16 protein-coding genes and 1 other RNA gene are annotated in these 16,539 nt (G+C 62.3%); 10 read left to right on the top strand and 7 right to left on the bottom strand.

Translation table 11 applies throughout. The features are described 5' to 3' along the window. Positions 1 to 10 precede the first annotated feature (10 nt). Positions 11 to 805 carry a thymidylate synthase gene (locus AMC88_RS14335; RefSeq protein WP_064825464.1) on the bottom strand — a complete coding sequence of 265 codons (795 nt, stop codon included), beginning with the start codon at positions 803 to 805 and terminating at the stop codon, positions 11 to 13. Between the two features lie 111 nt (positions 806 to 916). Between AMC88_RS14335 and ssrA the strand changes: the two genes are divergently transcribed. The 4 genes from ssrA (at position 917) to AMC88_RS14355 (ending at position 2,495) form a co-directional block, all read left to right on the top strand. After that, positions 917 to 1,279: a transfer-messenger RNA gene (gene ssrA / locus AMC88_RS14340) on the top strand. A 128-nt stretch (positions 1,280 to 1,407) separates the two neighbouring features. After that, on the top strand, positions 1,408 to 1,923 hold the full coding sequence (locus AMC88_RS14345) for an SspB family protein (protein WP_012484461.1): 516 nt from the start codon (positions 1,408 to 1,410) through the stop codon (positions 1,921 to 1,923). A gap of 50 nt (positions 1,924 to 1,973) precedes the next feature. Next, positions 1,974 to 2,168 carry a DUF4169 family protein gene (locus AMC88_RS14350; protein WP_004677236.1) on the top strand — a complete coding sequence of 65 codons (195 nt, stop codon included), beginning with the start codon at positions 1,974 to 1,976 and terminating at the stop codon, positions 2,166 to 2,168. A gap of 105 nt (positions 2,169 to 2,273) precedes the next feature. Beyond that, the gene (locus tag AMC88_RS14355) at positions 2,274 to 2,495 is read left to right on the top strand and encodes a ribbon-helix-helix domain-containing protein (RefSeq protein ID WP_012484462.1); all 222 of its coding nucleotides are present in this window, start codon (positions 2,274 to 2,276) and stop codon (positions 2,493 to 2,495) included. A 63-nt stretch (positions 2,496 to 2,558) separates the two neighbouring features. Here the strand turns inward: AMC88_RS14355 and AMC88_RS14360 are convergent, their stop codons facing one another. The 3 genes from AMC88_RS14360 to AMC88_RS14370 all read right to left on the bottom strand — a co-directional run bounded on the left by AMC88_RS14360 (position 2,559) and on the right by AMC88_RS14370 (position 8,973). Next, complete coding sequence (locus AMC88_RS14360) at positions 2,559 to 6,263, bottom strand: AsmA family protein (RefSeq protein ID WP_012484463.1); 3,705 nt, start codon at positions 6,261 to 6,263, stop codon at positions 2,559 to 2,561. Positions 6,264 to 6,376: 113 nt separating this feature from the next. Further along, entirely contained in the window at positions 6,377 to 7,789 is a 1,413-nt protein-coding gene (locus tag AMC88_RS14365) for an FAD-binding oxidoreductase (RefSeq protein ID WP_012484464.1), read from the bottom strand. Between the two features lie 149 nt (positions 7,790 to 7,938). Then, a complete protein-coding gene (locus AMC88_RS14370) occupies positions 7,939 to 8,973 on the bottom strand; it encodes an aldo/keto reductase (protein ID WP_010022891.1) in 1,035 nt (344 codons plus the stop codon). 92 nt (positions 8,974 to 9,065) lie between these two features. Between AMC88_RS14370 and AMC88_RS14375 the strand changes: the two genes are divergently transcribed. The 5 genes from AMC88_RS14375 (at position 9,066) to AMC88_RS14395 (ending at position 12,834) form a co-directional block, all read left to right on the top strand. After that, a complete protein-coding gene (locus tag AMC88_RS14375; protein WP_064825465.1) occupies positions 9,066 to 9,968 on the top strand; it encodes a LysR family transcriptional regulator in 903 nt (300 codons plus the stop codon). A 231-nt stretch (positions 9,969 to 10,199) separates the two neighbouring features. Continuing rightward, positions 10,200 to 11,285 (top strand): AbrB family transcriptional regulator, encoded by a 1,086-nt coding sequence (locus AMC88_RS14380; protein ID WP_012484466.1) that lies wholly within the window; start codon positions 10,200 to 10,202, stop codon positions 11,283 to 11,285. A gap of 221 nt (positions 11,286 to 11,506) precedes the next feature. Continuing rightward, the gene (locus tag AMC88_RS14385; RefSeq protein ID WP_010023406.1) at positions 11,507 to 11,821 is read left to right on the top strand and encodes an ArsR/SmtB family transcription factor; all 315 of its coding nucleotides are present in this window, start codon (positions 11,507 to 11,509) and stop codon (positions 11,819 to 11,821) included. Beyond that, entirely contained in the window at positions 11,818 to 12,177 is a 360-nt protein-coding gene (locus tag AMC88_RS14390; RefSeq protein WP_010023404.1) for an SRPBCC family protein, read from the top strand. Before AMC88_RS14385 ends, AMC88_RS14390 begins: the two co-directional genes overlap by 4 nt. Positions 12,178 to 12,222: 45 nt before the next feature. After that, complete coding sequence (locus AMC88_RS14395; RefSeq protein WP_010023402.1) at positions 12,223 to 12,834, top strand: ATP-dependent Clp protease proteolytic subunit; 612 nt, start codon at positions 12,223 to 12,225, stop codon at positions 12,832 to 12,834. Positions 12,835 to 12,855: 21 nt separating this feature from the next. Here the strand turns inward: AMC88_RS14395 and AMC88_RS14400 are convergent, their stop codons facing one another. Then, positions 12,856 to 13,755 carry an AraC family transcriptional regulator gene (locus AMC88_RS14400; RefSeq protein ID WP_012484467.1) on the bottom strand — a complete coding sequence of 300 codons (900 nt, stop codon included), beginning with the start codon at positions 13,753 to 13,755 and terminating at the stop codon, positions 12,856 to 12,858. Positions 13,756 to 13,800: 45 nt separating this feature from the next. Between AMC88_RS14400 and AMC88_RS14405 the strand changes: the two genes are divergently transcribed. Next, positions 13,801 to 14,208, top strand: a complete 408-nt coding sequence (locus AMC88_RS14405) for a DUF2000 family protein (protein ID WP_012484468.1) — start codon at positions 13,801 to 13,803, stop codon at positions 14,206 to 14,208. A gap of 51 nt (positions 14,209 to 14,259) precedes the next feature. On the opposite strand, the gene AMC88_RS14410 is transcribed toward AMC88_RS14405, so the two are convergent. Together AMC88_RS14410 and AMC88_RS14415 are read right to left on the bottom strand one after the other, a co-directional pair. Continuing rightward, positions 14,260 to 14,925 carry a YiaD family glycine zipper/OmpA-like lipoprotein gene (locus AMC88_RS14410; protein ID WP_004673336.1) on the bottom strand — a complete coding sequence of 222 codons (666 nt, stop codon included), beginning with the start codon at positions 14,923 to 14,925 and terminating at the stop codon, positions 14,260 to 14,262. Positions 14,926 to 15,326: 401 nt separating this feature from the next. Continuing rightward, a complete protein-coding gene (locus AMC88_RS14415; RefSeq protein WP_012484469.1) occupies positions 15,327 to 16,325 on the bottom strand; it encodes a flagellin N-terminal helical domain-containing protein in 999 nt (332 codons plus the stop codon). Positions 16,326 to 16,539 lie beyond the last annotated feature (214 nt).

The following is a 16,539-nucleotide window of genomic DNA, read 5'->3' on the forward strand; positions in this document are numbered from 1 at the left end:
ATATCCCGGATCAGACGGCGATCGGCGCCTTGATGTTGGCATCGGCCTCGTAGCCGATCAGCTCGAAATCCTCGAAGGTGAAGCTGAAGATGTCCTTTACATCGGGATTGATGCGCATGAAGGGCAGCGGCTTCGGCCGGCGCGTCAGCTGCAGCTTCGCCTGATCGAAATGATTGTGGTAGAGATGCGCGTCGCCGAATGTATGGACGAAATCGCCGGATTTAAGCCCGGTCACCTGAGCAACCATCATCGTCAGCAGCGCGTAGGAAGCGATATTGAAGGGCACGCCGAGGAAGATGTCGGCGGAACGCTGGTAGAGCTGGCAGGAGAGCTTGCCGTCGGCGACATAGAACTGGAACAGGCAATGGCAGGGCGGCAGCGCCATGTTATCAACTTCGGCCGGATTCCAGGCCGAGACGATGTGGCGGCGCGAATTCGGATTGTGGACGATGCCTTTGACCAGATTGGCGATCTGATCGATATGGCCGCCGTCCGGTGCCGGCCAGGAGCGCCATTGGGCGCCATAGACCGGCCCGAGGTCACCGTTCTCGTCGGCCCACTCATCCCAGATCGAGACGCCGTGGTCCCTGAGATAACCGATATTCGTTTCGCCCTTCAGGAACCACAAAAGTTCGTGGATGATCGAGCGCAGATGCAGCTTCTTCGTGGTCAGCACGGGGAAGCCTTCTTCGAGGTCGAAGCGCATCTGGTAGCCGAAAACCGAGCGGGTGCCGGTGCCGGTGCGGTCGCCCCGGTCCGAGCCCTTTTCCATCACATGCTTCAGGAGGTCGAGATATTGCTGCATGGCGCGCTGATTCCGTTTTCTTCAATTTAAGCCTTCGCATTGAGGAAACCAATCGCCGGCCAGCATTTTCCCATCCTTTCTGCCGCCGGAGATAACGCTTTTATGACGTTTGCCCTTTCCTTGGGCGAAGGAAATCACTATATCAACCCTGCCGGCTTTCGGGCCGGCTATGGCAATAAATGAGCGGTGTAATAAACCTATTGGACCCGGGGGCGGTACCCGGCGCCTCCACCAAAAACCGGCGGCATCGAAGGCCGGCTTTTGATGGGGGCGAAACAGGATCGACAAGGGTGTAAAGATCGACTTTTTGCTCGGCATTGTACCGCCGTTATCGGGCTAAAATTGTAGTTGCAAACGACAACTATGCGGAAGCTCGTCTCGCTGCTTAATCGCGGTGTGACACTTCAATCAAAGTCCTAGTGGTTCGCACCTCTAGGCGGGGTCCGAAGGCACCTGGCAACAGAAGCCTTCACCTTCTCCCTCCTGACGAAATCATGTATGCTGCGAAAAAACGTGACTCGGTTCCGGTCTTTCCCAAGGCGCCCGGACGTGGCATATAACCTTGTGAAAAGACTTCCTAACCGACGAAAGACAGGAAAAGCATGGGGCAGGATCATATCCGCTACGACATTCTGGCGCAGGATGCACTTCGCGGCGTCATCCGCAAGGTTTTGGCGGAAGTCGCAACGACGGGGCGTCTGCCCGGCGACCATCACTTCTTCATCACCTTTCTGACGGGTGCGGCCGGTGTGCGCATTTCCCAGCACCTGAAGTCGAAATATCCAGAGCAGATGACCATCGTCATCCAGCACCAGTTCTGGGACCTGAAGATCACCGAGACGCATTTCGAAATCGGCCTGTCCTTCTCCGACGTTCCGGAAAAGCTGGTCATTCCGTTCAATGCCATTCGCGGCTTCTACGATCCCTCCGTCAATTTCGAGCTCGAATTCGACGTGCCGCTTGCCGATGGCGAGGACCTGCCGTCCGGCGAGATCACCGCCTATCCGGTCGATGCGGCAGCAAAGCCTGACGAAACCGCCGGCGCAAAACCGGCCGACGGCGAAGAGAAGAAACCTGGCTCCGTCGTCTCGCTCGACTCTTTCCGCAAGAAGCAGTGATTTCAAAGGGAGGTTCAGCCTCCCTTTTTCATAGGGATTCAGCCACACGCATGAGCGCCGAAATCATCAATCTGCGCCAGTTCCGCAAGAAGCAGCTCCGCTCCGAAAAGGAGAAGCAGGCCGAGCAGAACCGCATTTCCTTCGGCCGCACCAAGGCCGAGAAGCAGCTCACGCGCAGCCTGAACGAGAAGGCCGACAAAGCCCATCGCGACGGCCGGATCGAGACGGATGACGACGGCGCATGAGGCTTCACGCGAAGCTTGAAGAGCCGGAATGGATTCTGCAATCAGCCACTTGCGCAGATTTATTGAATCGATCCTCAAAGCAGATTGGGCTGTGAATCGTCCGTCATGATCCGCAAGCACTCGGCGACACTGCACGGCCACCGCACCAGTTTTTCGCTGGAAGATGAATTCTGGGCCGAGCTGAAGACGATCGCCGCAAGCCGTTCGCTGTCGCTTGCCGCGCTGATTTCCGAGATCGACGACCACCGCCCGCCGGACAGCAACTTGTCGTCGGCGCTGCGGCTCTATGTGCTTTCCTGGGCGAAGGCCGGCGGCGGCGAGCCGTGACGCCGCAATTGTCCATCGAAATCTGCGACGATTGCCGATAAAACCCACGCGTCCGTCAAGCCTTCATTGCGCCTGAACGCCCGGCAGCTGATCGAAATTGAGCGGACCGGGTTGTTCCTGCCCGCCGCGCCGCGCCGCTTCCGCGGCCGCCCTCGCCTGCGCATCGGCCTTGTCCTTGGTTTCCGCCGCGCGCGCGGCCTCCGCCTCGGCGGCCGCCTTCTGGGCCGCCGCTGCCTGTGCCAGTGCGCGCAGCCGCTCTTCCTCAGCCTGCCGCTGCCGCTCGATCTCAGCCGCCCTGACGCGTTCGGCGGCATTGAAGCGATAAAGCGCGGCCTCGCGGCGCAGCCGTTGCTTTTCGAGCACGATCGCCTGCAGCCGTTCGACGCGCCGCCGCTCACGCTCGAAGGCCCGCAGCGAGAGGTAGCTGGTGATATCAGTCACATCCATCGTCTTGCCGGGCGACGGCAGCATGCCGGAGAAATTCAGCCTCAGCGCCGGTTCGGCGCCGGGAAGCACCTCCTTGCCCGGATTGAGACCGATGCCGACCGTCGCGCTGATCCGCTCCTCCGGCAACGCGATCTGCGCATCGGCGGTGACGCGGGCCAGATCATTGGCGACGGTGACATTCTGCACCCTCAGCGTCCCGTCGGTAATGTTGAAGGGAACTCCGAGCGGCGGCAGCTTCGCTTCGCCGTTGTTGAGCAGCGTCTCGACGATCGGGTGCACCTTGCCGGCATTGATCTGTTCCTGCATCGTGTCGGTCGCGGCAAGCAGCGGCGGAAGGATGGCAAGGTTCAACCCGCGTATGCTGGTATCGCCGAGCCGCAGCTCTCCCGAACCATTGAGCGAGCTGGCAATCTCACCGATCGTCTTGCCCGAGGCCTCCATCGACAGCGACAGGCCGAACTTGCCATTGGCGATCGGCGCACCGTCACGCAGCCAAATGACGCCGGCAAGATCGGAATCGGCCAGCGCAAGCTTTGTCTGCAGGAAGCCGGTGCCATCGGCATTGGTGAAGAGCAGGTTGCCGGAGAGCTTGCCGCCATCCCAGTTGCCGGCCATGTCGTTGAGCTGCAGTTCGTCACCCTTGTAGGCGACGTTGCTCGTAAAATCGGACACCGCCGTTTCCGGCAGGCCGGGCCAGAATTCCTTGGCCGAAAGCTTCACCTTGACATCGAGATCCTTGAAAACGGGCAAGCCGAGCGGGGCCTTCGTCAGCGCGCCGGTGGCGGGATCGACGATCTGGCCGAACACGGCCTCGCCCAGCCAGCCGGCGTCGGCTTTGGAGAGCGTCAGCGCGCCGCTCGCCGTCGTCTTGGCGGCCTTCCGGTCGAAACTCAATGCCCCTGAAAACTCGTTGTCGGCCGCATGCCCCTTGATATCGGACAAGGCGATCTTGTCGCTGTCGACGGCGGCATTGACCTGCAGGCCGAAAGGCAATCCCGTTCCGGTCTGCGGCAGGGCGATGCCGTTCATGATGAGATAGGGGTCGATATCGGCGCTATCGAGCGAAAGCGCGATCTGACCATTCATGAAACTTTGCGGCCGGACATCGACCTTGCCGTTGGCGGTAAACGAAGTCCGGTCGGTGGCAAAGGTCAGCGCCGCATCGGCGGGATCATTGCCCGAGGCCTTCACCTTGAGCGTCAGGCGGCCATTGGCGCCGACATCGACCGGCAGCGGGTCGAGGCCGGCCTGGCCGAAGAGGATCGACGGCACGGCGTTTTCGAGCGTCGCCTCGAGGCTCGTCGTACCGTTACCGGTCAGCGCCAGCAGATCGGACATGCGATAGTCGAGATTGACGCGGCTGCCGTTCGCCACGCCGGCCAGCGTCACCGTCAGCGCATTGCCTTCGTCGCCGCCGAGAGTCAGCGCGCCGCGCAATGCCGTATTGCCGTACCAGCCGGCATTGCGCACCAGCCGGTCGAGCACCGGGTGGTGCGGCAGGTGCTCGCGCAGCATGGTGAAGAACCCGCCCGGATCGGGCGATTTGAAGGTGATCTCACCCGCGCCCTTGTAGTCGAGCAGCGAGCCTTCCGCCCGGCCCGTCGCCGTCAGCTCGGCGCCCGCGAGGTTCTTGACCGACAGCCGGTCGACCGCAAGCGCTCCGTCAGCGATCGTGAAGGTGGTCTCGACATTCTCGGCGTCGACCCCGAAGGCGGTGAACTTGTCGGCCTTGAGCTGGGCGGCGATCTTGTGATCGAGAACGTTGTCGCCGGTGTCCTGCCCGGTCGCAAGCCCGGCCAGCGCCTGCAGTGCGTCGAGATCGAGCGTGTCGCCGTTCAGCGCTACCGACAGGGTCGGCGTCTGGCCGGTGACCGCCTGCCGCTCCAGCCGGCCTCTCAGCGTCGCCGATCCCATGGCGATTTCGAGGTTTTCGAAACGCTGCAATTCATGAGTGAGGCTGACATTGGCGGAAAAACCCGCCTGCCGCAATTGCCGGATGGCCGGGTCGACCGAGCCGGCAAGCCAGGAGGCGAGCCCTGTCGGCTGGTTCGAGGCCACCACGATCTGACCGTTGAACGACGGCTCGCCCTGAAGCAGGAGCTTGCCCTTACCTTCCACCTGGGTGCGTCCCGGCAGCGTGCCGACGGCGCTGTCGATCATCCACCCGGTGCCGGCCGGCTCCAGCTCCAGTTGCACGTCGCGCAGTGTCGTGTCGCCGGCGACGATCGCCGGCAGTTTCACGCTTGCCTTGCCCGGCACCTGCGGGATCGGCACCTGCGCGACGATATCGATCAGCGAATTCAACCGCTGCCGCGCCGAAACCGCGGGGTCCCGCGTCGTCTTGCCGGCCGCGCCTTCATTGCCGATGCGGTTGACGTCGATCTGCTGCCCGTCGGCCGTCAGCAGGAATTCCGGCGCGTTGCCGGTGTCGAGCGTCGCCTCGCCTGTGATGACATAGGGATCGTCCGTCGGGCCGATCTCCATCCGGTATTCGGGAATGCGGATGCGTTCGTTGGTGAGTTCGAAGCGACCCTTGACCCGCGGCGGCTGCTCATTCTTGTTGGCCGACTTGGCGCTGTTGCGGTGTTCGATCGCAGCCGAAAGCTGGCCCTGGTAATTCGGCTTGCGGTCGACGAGCTTCAGCTCGCCATCGAGATCGATGTTGACCGGGTGCTTATCAGGGGAAAGTTTCGTGCGCATGTGCAGCACGCCCTTCTCGTCCGGCTGGCTGCTCGAGATCGAGAAATTCCCGTGTTCGCCGTCGAGCGCCGCATCGCCCTCGATGCGCCACGGGCCGGCAAGCGACTTGGCCGACATCTCCGCATTCAGGCCGGTGATGCGGCGGCCTCGGCCCGACTGGTCGTCGATGAACTCGACCTCGCCGCCGCTGACATGCACATTTTCGAGAACGACCGTCTTTGCCGGAATTTCGGCGCGGCTGCCACGCATCCAATCGAGTGTGCCGTCCTTGAGCAACCTCAGACGCACCTTCGGATTGACGACCCGCATGTCGAAGATCAGCGCCTCGCCCGACAGGAAAGGCGCAAGCTCCGCGTCCATGGAAAACTGCTCGACCCTGACGATCGGCGTGCCATCGGCTTCCTGACCGACGCGCACGTCATGCAGCGTGACCGATGGAAACGGCAACAGGCGGGCATCCACCGTGCCGTGGACGGTGACTTTCTTGCCGATGATGCGGCTTGCCTGATCCTCGAAGTTCTTGCGGAAATCCGTCCAGTCGATGAACAGCGGCGCAAGCAGCGCCACAAACAGCGCTACGACGATCACTCCCCCCAGAAAGACGAGGAACCGGCCTACCAATGCAAGGATTCTCCATTCGGGATTTTGTTGCCGACACTGTTCGGGATTCTATTGCCGACACTAGCGCTATTCATGCCGGGGGCAAGGCCCAAGTTCATGAGAATATTCCGTTTTCAGCCGTGATGAAAAATCTTGCCGGGATTGAAGATGCCGTCCGGATCGAGCGCCTGCTTCACCTGTCGCATCAGATCCACCGTTCCCCCTAGCTCCTGCTCCAGAAAGGCCATCTTCCCCTGCCCGATCCCATGTTCGCCGGTGCACGTGCCGTCCATGTCGAGCGCTCGCCGGTTGAGGCGTTGCACGAAGCTCTCGGCAGCGGCGATGTCTTCGGCGCTCTTGTCGTCGAACAGCAGCAGCACATGGAAGTTCCCATCACCGGCATGGCCGACGATCGGACCGAGCAGCCCGTGCGCCTCGATATCCGCCTGCGTTTGCGAAACGCAATCGGCAAGCCGCGATATCGGAACACAAACATCGGTCGAAAGTGCGGCAAGCCCTGGAGCCAGGGCCCTTGCGGACCAATAGGCGTCGTGACGCGCCTTCCAGAGCTTGGTGCGCTCCTCGGCATTGGCGGTCCACAGGAATTCGCCGCCGCCGCATTCGGCGGCGATCTCTCCGAAGGCTGCCGATTGCAGCGGCACCGTCTCGTCGGTGCCGTGGAATTCGAGGAACAGCGTCGGGCTTTCGGCATAGGAAAGTCCGGAATAGGCGTTGCACGCCCGCATCTGCACGGCATCGAGCAGTTCGATCCGCGCCACCGGGATGCCCATCTGGATCGTCATGATGACGGCATCGCAAGCCGCCTTAATGCTCGGAAAGGCGCAGACGCCGCCGGCAATCTTCTGTGGGATCGCCTGCAGACGCAGCGTCACCGAGGTCAGAATACCGAGCGTGCCCTCGGCGCCGACGAAAAGCCGCGTCAGGTCGTAGCCGGCCGAAGATTTGCGGGCGCGCCGGGCGGTGCGGATTTCCTCGCCATTGGCGGTGACCGCTGTGACGGCGAGCACATTGTCCTTCATCGTTCCGTAGCGCACGGCATTGGTGCCCGAAGCCCGCGTCGAGGCCATGCCGCCGATCGAAGCATTGGCACCGGGATCGATCGGAAAGAACAGGCCGGTATCGCGCAGATGAATGTTGAGCGCCTCGCGGGTGATCCCCGGCTCGACCGTGCAGTCGAGATCCTCGGAATTGACCTCGAGCACCCGGTTCATGCGGCTGAAATCGATCGAGATACCGCCATTGGCGGCATTGACCTGCCCCTCCAGCGAGGAGCCGGTGCCGAAACCGATCACCGGCACCCTGTGGGCCGCGCAGGTCCTGACCGCCGTCTTCACATCATCGGCGCTCTCGGCAAAGAGCACGCCGTCTGGCAGCTGCGGCGGAATATAAGTCGTCGTATGGGCATGCTGCTCGCGGAAGGATTGGCCGGTCTGGAAGCGCTCGCCGAAGCTCTGCTTGAGAATGCCGAGCACAGCGGCAATGCCCGCCTCGTTGCGTGTGCCGGCCTTTGCGTCCTTTAGCGCCATCTCTTTGATCTCCCTGCCATTCCACGAAACTCCGTCGCGTTTCGTGGGACCAGGCAGGGTATGCGGCAAGTCAAAGCGGCTGTCCAGTTAAGAATGGGAGAAGATTTCATTCCCCTTTTGTCATAGGACGCTCCGCTCTGCGCGGCACCTCAGACGATCGGCGGATTGAGCCGGGCGAAGCCCTCTTGCCGTCGATAAGGGAAATAGGGATAGGGCGCCGTCGCGGCGCTGACGGCGTCGAGCCTTTCGATCTGCTCCTTCGACAGGCTCCAGCCGACGGCACCGAGGTTCTGCCTGAGCTGCTCTTCGTTGCGGGCGCCGATGATGACGCTCGACACCGTCGGCCGGCCGAGCAGCCAATTGATGGCGATCTGCGGCACCGTCTTGCCGGTTTCCGTTGCGATGGCGTCCAGCACCTCGACGATATCGTAGAGCTTCTCATCGTCGACAGGCGGACCGTATTGCGCCGTCTCATGCAGACGGCTTGCCGCGGGCAGCGGCTCACCGCGGCGGATCTTGCCGGTCAGCCGTCCCCAGGCGAGCGGGCTCCAGACGAGAGCGCCAATGCCCTGGTCGGCGCCGAGGGGCATCAGCTCCCATTCGTAATCCCGCCCCGCCAGCGAATAATAGACCTGATGGGCGACATAACGCGAATGGCCGTGGCGCTCGGCGGTCGCCAGCGACTTCATCAGTTCCCAGCCGGCAAAATTGGAAACGCCGATATACCGGATCTTGCCGGAGGTGATGAGCCCGTCGAGCGTCGCCAGCACCTCCTCGACCGGTGTCGAGGCGTCGAAAGCGTGGAGCTGCAGAAGGTCGATATAGTCGGTCCCAAGCCGCCGCAGCGCCTGCTCGGTCGCGCGGATCAGCCGCGCCCGCGACGTTCCCCAGTCCTGCGGCCCCTCGCCCATCGGCAACGCCGTCTTCGTCGAGATCAGCACGGCATCGCGCCGGCCGCGGATCGCCTGACCGAGCACTTCCTCGGAAGCGCCGGCCGAATAGACGTCCGCCGTGTCGAAAAGATTGACGCCGGCTTCGAGACAGATGTCGACAAGCCGTCGCGCCTCCTCGGCATCGGTATTGCCCCATGCGCCAAACAGCGGCCCCTTACCGCCGAAAGTGCCGGCGCCGAAGCTCAAGACCGGCACCCTGAGGCCGGATGCACCGAGATTTCTATATTCCATGGCTCTGTCTCCTGTGTTTCTCCTGAGATAGACCCGCCCCATGCGATGATATAGATTGCCATTCAGCAAAGCATCTGTGATTTGAGTTCATCATGGCCCGTCAGGACATCAACCGCTCCGGCGAAATGGAAGTCTTCGTCAGCGTCGTCGAACGCGGTGGCTTTTCCGCGGCCGCCACGGCGCGGCGCATGACGCCGTCCGCCGTCAGCAAGCTCGTCGCCCGGTTGGAGGCACGCCTCGGCGTCCGCCTCGTCAACCGCTCCACCCGCAAGCTGCAGCTGACGCCGGAGGGCTGTGCCTTCTACGAGCGCAGCATCGCCATCCTTGCCGATATCGCCGAGGCCGAACGTCAGGCCTCGTCTGGCGAGGAAGCAGCAGGCCGCATCCGCATCAACACCAGCGGCTCCTTCGGCAATCATGTGCTGGCGCCGCTCGTGCCCGCCTTCATGGCGCTTCATCCCGCCGTGACCCTGGATATTGCCCATACCGACAGGATCGTCGATCTGATGGAAGAGCGCGCCGATGTCGCGATCCGCGCCGGGCCCTTGAAGAGTTCCAGTCTGATCGCCCGTAAGCTCGGCGCCACCCGCAAGCTAATCGTTGCCTCGCCTGATTACCTCGGACGTCATGGCGAACCGCGCTCGGTGGCCGATCTCCGCCGCCATTGCCGCATCGGCTTTTCCTATGCCCGCGCCATCGAGGGCTGGCCGATGCGCGAGAGCGGCGAGACGGTGACGATCCCGATCACACCAGGCATTCAGGTCGCAGACGGCGAAGCCATGCGGCATCTCGCTCTATCCGGCGCCGGCCTTGCCCGGCTGGCCTCCTTCACTGTGCGCGCCGATATCGACGCAGGTCGCCTGGTACCGGTGCTCGAAGAGGCAAACCCCGGCGATATCGAGGAGTTCTACGCCCTTTATATCGGCCAGGGCGGCCCACTGCCGGCCAGGGTCCGCGCCCTCCTCGATTTCCTCGCCGCCCATGTGCGCCTCTGAGGCATAGGACAAGGCGGCTCCATAAAAACAGCGACTTAAGCCAATCACTTGAATCAAATTCGCATCTCAAGGGACCGAGAGCCAGATTTCGCAATTGACCGCGTCCGAAGCCCGCCTCTATACCGGACCTGCGCCAGCCGGCCGTTGCTGCCGGCCTCTCTTCGTCACGCCGGAGCTTCCTCCCACCTTCAGCCTCAGGGCTTGGCGCCGGCTAGGAAAGATACGGGACACATGCCATTCAGCCGCCTGCTGCGCGATGTCGGCCTGCCGAAATGGGCGCTGTTGCTGACGCTCTCGACCGCCTTCACCGTCTTCCTCGAACGCTTCGATCTGCCCGCCTCGCTGCTGATTGGACCGATGGTCGCCGCCATCGTGCTGGCGCTGAGCGTGGGCAAGGGAAAGCTTCGCGTGCCGGTCTGGCCGCTGCAACTCGGCCAGGTCCTCGTCGGCCTGATGATGGCCCGCACCATTACCCCCGACATTCTCGGCACCATGGCGAAGGATGCGCCGCTCTTCCTGCTGTTCATCTTCTCGGTCATTGCCATTGCCACTGCCCTCGGTTGGCTATTGACGCGCTGGCAGGTCCTGCCCGGAACGACCGCCGTCTGGGGCTCCTCGCCGGGCGGCGCCTCGGCCATGGTGATCATGTCGGAAGCCTATGGCGCCGATGCCCGGCTCGTCGCCTTCATGCAATATCTGCGCGTCGTCTTCGTCGCCGTCGGCGCCTCGGTGATCTCGCGCCTTTGGGTGGCCGCTGACGGCGCCGAGCCGCCGCCGCTCGTCCTCTTTCCCGCGGTCGATTGGTCGGCCTTTGCCGCGACGATCGCCTTTGCCACCATCTCCGCCTATGGCGTCCGGCGCCTGCGCATCCAGGGCGGGACGATCATCGTGCCGCTCTTTCTAGGCGCCTTCCTGCAGGGCATGGGCCTGATCAAGATCGAACTGCCGATGTGGCTGCTCGCCCTCGCCTATGCGCTCGTCGGCTGGAGCATCGGCTTGCGCTTCACCCGCTCGATCCTTTCGCATGTAGCGCGCGCCCTGCCGAGAGTATCGGCCTGCATCGTGCTGCTGATGGCGCTCTGCGGCTGCATGGCGGCCGCCCTGCACGTCTTCGCCGGCATCGATCCGCTGACGGCCTATCTCGCCACCAGCCCCGGCGGCGCCGATTCCGTCGCCATCATCGCGGCCTCGAGCGGTGTCGACGTGCCCTTCGTGATGGCGATGCAGACCGGACGATTCCTCGTCATTCTGCTGATCGGCCCGGCACTCGCCCGCTTCATCGCCCGCCGCTCCGGCCTTGCCGAAAATCCCGCCTGATGATCGACCCAACAATCCGGACTTGAAGCCTCGTATTCTCTGACCCGATGCGGACGTCAGGCGATTGCAAACCCCGTCGCTTAAACACCGGTTTTGCGACAAGGAATTCCTTTCATTTTTCGATGCTGAGAGTTCAGTCGTTGAACTTCGGATTTCCGCAGCAACAGAAAGCTGCCTCGAAATGGCTTGCGAATCACATAAGTCCATGCTTATGTGTTAGCATGATCGAGAATGACTTCTTCCGAGCTTTGGCAGACCCGACCCGCCGTGCGATCTTTGAGAAGCTGGCGGCAGGGAGCATGAACGCCAGCGCCTTGCGCGAGGGTATGGGCATTAGCCAGCCGGCGATGTCGCAACACCTCGCAGTTCTGCGCAGTGCAAAGCTCGTGAGGGAAGAACGACAGGGGCGTTTCGTGAATTACGAAGTCGATCCCGCTGGGTTGACTCTCATCGCCCAGTGGCTCGCAAAATACCGCGCCTATTGGCCGGAGCGTATCGCAGCACTCAAAGTCTTGCTGAAGGATATGGATCAATGAACGATGGGAAGACCAAGGAACAGGATAGCGGCGTCGAGTTGGAGTTTGACTTGGGCGATCCGCCGCAAAAAGTCTGGCGTGCCGTCACCATTCCCGAACTTCGGGAAAGGTGGTTGCCGAAGGAGGCATTGGCTGATCCCGATGCGATCACCGTCACTCCCGGCCAGGAAGTTCGCTACAAGCTGCGTGAGGATAACCCGCCTTTCCTTGAAAGCACCGTGACGTTTACGGTCACCCCGAATGCTACTGGCGGCACTTGCCTTCGGATCGTCCACGAACTGACGAACGTCAGATTCCTTGGAATGACAAAAGCGTCGGCGAACAGCAACAGCCCGCCCCTCATGCTCGCCGCCTGATACGGCGAGCCTCCCCCTAAAATTCTCAAAGTCTGGAGGTCGCCGATGCGCGAAGCGATGCAACTCGTCCCTATGGTCATAGAGCAGTCCAGCCGCGGGGAGCGATCCTTCGATATTTATTCCCGGCTTCTGCGCGAGCGGATTATCTTCCTCAATGGCGAGGTGAACGATACCGTTTCGGCGCTCGTCTGCGCGCAACTGCTGTTTCTGGAAGCGGAAAACCCCAACAAGCCCATCAACCTCTATATCAATTCGCCGGGCGGCGCCGTGACCAGCGGCCTGGCCATGTATGACACCATGCGCTTCATCCATGCGCCGGTTCATACACTTTGCATGGGGACGGCCCGCTCAATGGGATCCTTCCTGCTGATGGCAGGCGAACCCGGCGAAAGAGCCGCATTGCCCAATGCCAGTATCCTCATTCACCAGCCCTCCGGCGGCTTTCAAGGGCAGGCTTCCGACATGCTGATTCACGCCGAGGAAATTTTAAAGACCAAGCAACGCATGACGCGGCTATACGCGGAGCATTGCGGACGTTCCTACGAAGACTTTGAGCGCGGCATGGATCGCGACCGCTTCATGACGGCGGAGGAAGCGCTCGAATGGGGTCTTATCGACCGTATCCTGAAGGTTCGGGAAGACACGGGCAGCCTATAAGCCTGACAGCAAAAATCCCGACTAAAGCGATACTTGTTTTCTCAAGGCCTGCGACGTTCTGTTGCCATGAACGAGTGCTGACCACTGCCCGGGCGTCATGCCGTAGGCCTTCTTGAAATGGCGGTTGAGATGGCTCTGGTCGGCAAAGCCCGTCGCCGCCGCCGTGTCCGAAATGCCCTCACCGGCGCCGATCATGGCGCGGGCCTGCTGCAGCCGCCGCATCAGGAGGTAGCGATGCGGGCTCGTGGCGAAGGCCGCCCGGAAATGCCGCGACAGCGCGAAACGATCAAGCCCGGTGACCGCTTCCAGTTCGCCCGAATGAACCGGCCGCGTGGCATGCGCTTCAAGATAATCGCGCGCCGCCTGTGTCTGCCGCCAGGCGATCGCCCCGAGCGGCCGGCGCGGCAACCGCGCGTGCCGTGACAAGCCGCCCGTCACCCGTGACACGAAATCGTCGACGAAGAGCTCGTCCAGTTCGCGGTCGAGTTCGCTGAGTGCGGCCAGCAGCACGACGGCCAGCGCCGGATCGCCGATGACCGGCTCATCGACAAACGGCAGGCCAAGGCCTTCCGCCTCCAGGCATTCGAGCAGCAGCGCCGGCTCCAGATAAAGCATGCGGTATTGCAGCCCGTCCTCCGTTCCCGCCCCGCCGTCGTGTTCCTCGTCGGGGTGCAGCACGATCACCTGTCCCGGCAGGCTGAAGCGCCGCTCGCCGCGATAACGAAAGGTCTGCACGCCTTTCACGGTGACGCCGAGCGCGTAGGTGTCGTGCCGGTGCGGTTCGAAGGCGTTGCCGGAAAATTGCGCGCCGATGCGCTCGATGCCGGGAAAGGCCGGCGCCGTCAGGATGCCATTGCCGAATGGCCCCGTGCACAAACGTTCAAGACCTTCGAAGACCTGCGGATGTAGATCCTGGCTCAAGGCGCCCGAGACTCCATAACCCTGATATAGGTGAAAGACCGTCTGATGTTTGATACCAAAATCGCCGTCGTCTTGCGAAAAAATCTTGCCGCCTGGCAGAAGCTGAACGTCACCGCCTTCCTGATGACCGGCATCGCGGGCGGGCATCCCGAGATCCTCGGCGAGCCCTACCGCGATCGGGCCGGCAACATCTACAACCCCTTGTCGGTCCAGCCGATCATCGTGCTGTCCGCCGACGAGGCGGTGATGCAGGCGATCCACCGCCGCGCGCTGGAACGGGATGTCACTGCCTCGCTCTTCATCGAAGAGATGTTTGCCACCGGCCACGACGCGGCCAACCGCGCCGTCTTCGCCGAATTTGCGCCCGACGATGCCAAGGTCGTCGGCATCGCGCTACGCGCCGAAAAGAAGATCGTCGACAAGATCACCAAGGGTGCGACGATGCAGCACTGACGAAAAGGCCGGGCATGACCCGGCCTTTCCGCAAACGCTGCGAGACGGGGCTCAGCCCTGGGTGATCGGCGCGATCTGGATTTCGACGCGGCGGTTCTGGGCGCGGCCGGCCTCGCTTGCATTGGAGGCGACCGGCTGGGACGGGCCGAAGCCGACGGCGGAGACGCGGCGCTGGTCGATGCCCTGGCCGCCGAGATAATCGGCAACCGAAAGCGCGCGGCGCTGCGACAGATCCTGGTTATGCTGCAGGCTGCCGGTCGAATCCGTATGGCCGTTGACGTCGATCAGCGTGCGGTTGAACTTGCGCAGCACGATCGCCACCGAATTCAGCGTCGGGTAGAAGCCCGGCTTCACCGCATCCTGATCGACGTCGAAGGTGATGTTCGAGGGCATGTTGAGGATGATGTTGTCGCCGTTGCGGGTCACCGAAATGCCGGTGCCTTCGAGCTGGGCGCGAAGCTCGGCTTCCTGCTGGTCCATGTAGTTGCCGATCGCGCCGCCGGCGAGCGCGCCGATACCGGCGCCGATCAGCGCCGCATTGCGCTTGCCATGCCCGCCGCCGCCGACGGCGACACCAACGAGAGCGCCACCAAGCGCGCCGAGCGCCGCGCCGCCGGCCGTGTTGGAAACCTTCTGCTCACCAGTATAGGGATCGGTCGTCGTGCAGGCGCTGAGATAGCTTGCTGCGACAGCCAGAAGTATGAATTTCTTGATCATGGACAGGATGGTCTCCGTTCGAAGCTGATGCGAGCAAATGGCAAGGATTGCGGCAAGAAAATGAAAATATTCTCTTGATAGGAGAATTTCAGGCGCCGAAACAGCAGCCGTGTTGCAGCAATGCGCTGATATCACCAGTTTTCGCAACTCGATCAAGCTGACAGGGCAGCCGCGACGATCAGCCCTCTGCCACTACCTCTGAATACCGGTGGCCGGCCCCGTCCTTCGAGGCCCCTGGGGGGCACCTCAGGATGAGGCCGGAGAGAGGTTGCCGCATGCCCAACGGAGAACGCACTGCCCCGCCGCCGATACCTCGCGGCAGAGCACAACAACTAGCCCTCATGGTGAGGAGGCCTGCAGCGCCGTCTCGAACCACGAGGGCGGGTGGGGCGCGATCGCCTTTAGAAATTCTGGAACAGCTGCCGGACGGTGTCGTAGGTCGCGTTGGCGATGTTCAGGGATTGCAGACCGAGCTGCTGCTGCGTCTGCAGCGCCCTGAGCCGGCTCGACTCCTCCTCCATGTCGGCATCGACGAGCCGGCCGATGCCGGCGGTGATGTTGTCGTGCAGTTTGGTGGCGAAGTCATTCTGCAGCTCGATGCGTTTTTCCAACGCGCCGAAGGCGGACCCGACCGTGGTCAGCTGCGTCAGCGCCGCATCGACGACGCTGATCATTTCGCTGACCTGGCCTTTCGTCGTGCTCGACGACAGGGAGATCACCACCTGACCCGTGGTGGTGCCGTTCTTGCTGGTCATCAGCACATAGTCCTGCGAGGTGCCGAGCTCGGTTGCGAAATAGGCCGAGGTCAGCACGCCGTATTCGCCCGAACCGGTGGCCCGGTCGTCGATCAGATAGCGCGCATCCTTGGAGGACGTGGCCCCGACCGGCGTGTTGTCGATATGATAGCTGAGCATGCCGACCGAAATTGTCCCGTCGGCGTTGCGGATAAAGGAAGCCGGGATTTGGCGCGGCTGCGTCGGGGTCGCGTCGTTGTTGAGGATCACCCAGTTATCGCTGTTGAAGGTTGCCGATTCTGAAACGCTGCGCAGCTGCTCCTGCAGTTGCTTGATTTCTTCGTCGATCTTGGACTTGTCGACCCCGTCCTCGGTGGCCGCGACCAGCTTCGCCTTGATCTCCGAGACAACGTCGATGACGTTCTGGACGCCGGTATAGGCCGTCCCCATCGTCGCCGCGGCCATGCCGAGTGCATCCTGGATCGCCGAAACCGCCTTGTTGTCGGTGCGTGCGGTGGTGGCGATTGACCAGTAGACGGCGTTGTCGGCCGCTTTGGCGACACGCATCCCCGTCGTGACGTGGTTTTGCGTGACCGTCATATTGCGATTGATATCGCGCAGCACATGGAGCGCCGCATCAACGGAGACGCGCTGATAAATACTCACGGGAACTAAACTCCAAAAACGCAACAGAACGCAACTGAACCAGGAATGAACCATCCGCGCAGACACTCATGTCCGGGGGCGCTGAAGCCAACGCATTGCGGCCTTCGAGAAACGGAGAAGACCAGTCGGTTCCTGATCACGATCATTGCCGCTTATGCTTAACAAACGGCTAAACTTCAGACGAAATTTATCTTATTCCGCAAGACTTGCTATA

This window comes from Rhizobium phaseoli (assembly GCF_001664385.1).
GTDB classification, from domain to species: domain Bacteria; phylum Pseudomonadota; class Alphaproteobacteria; order Rhizobiales; family Rhizobiaceae; genus Rhizobium; species Rhizobium phaseoli.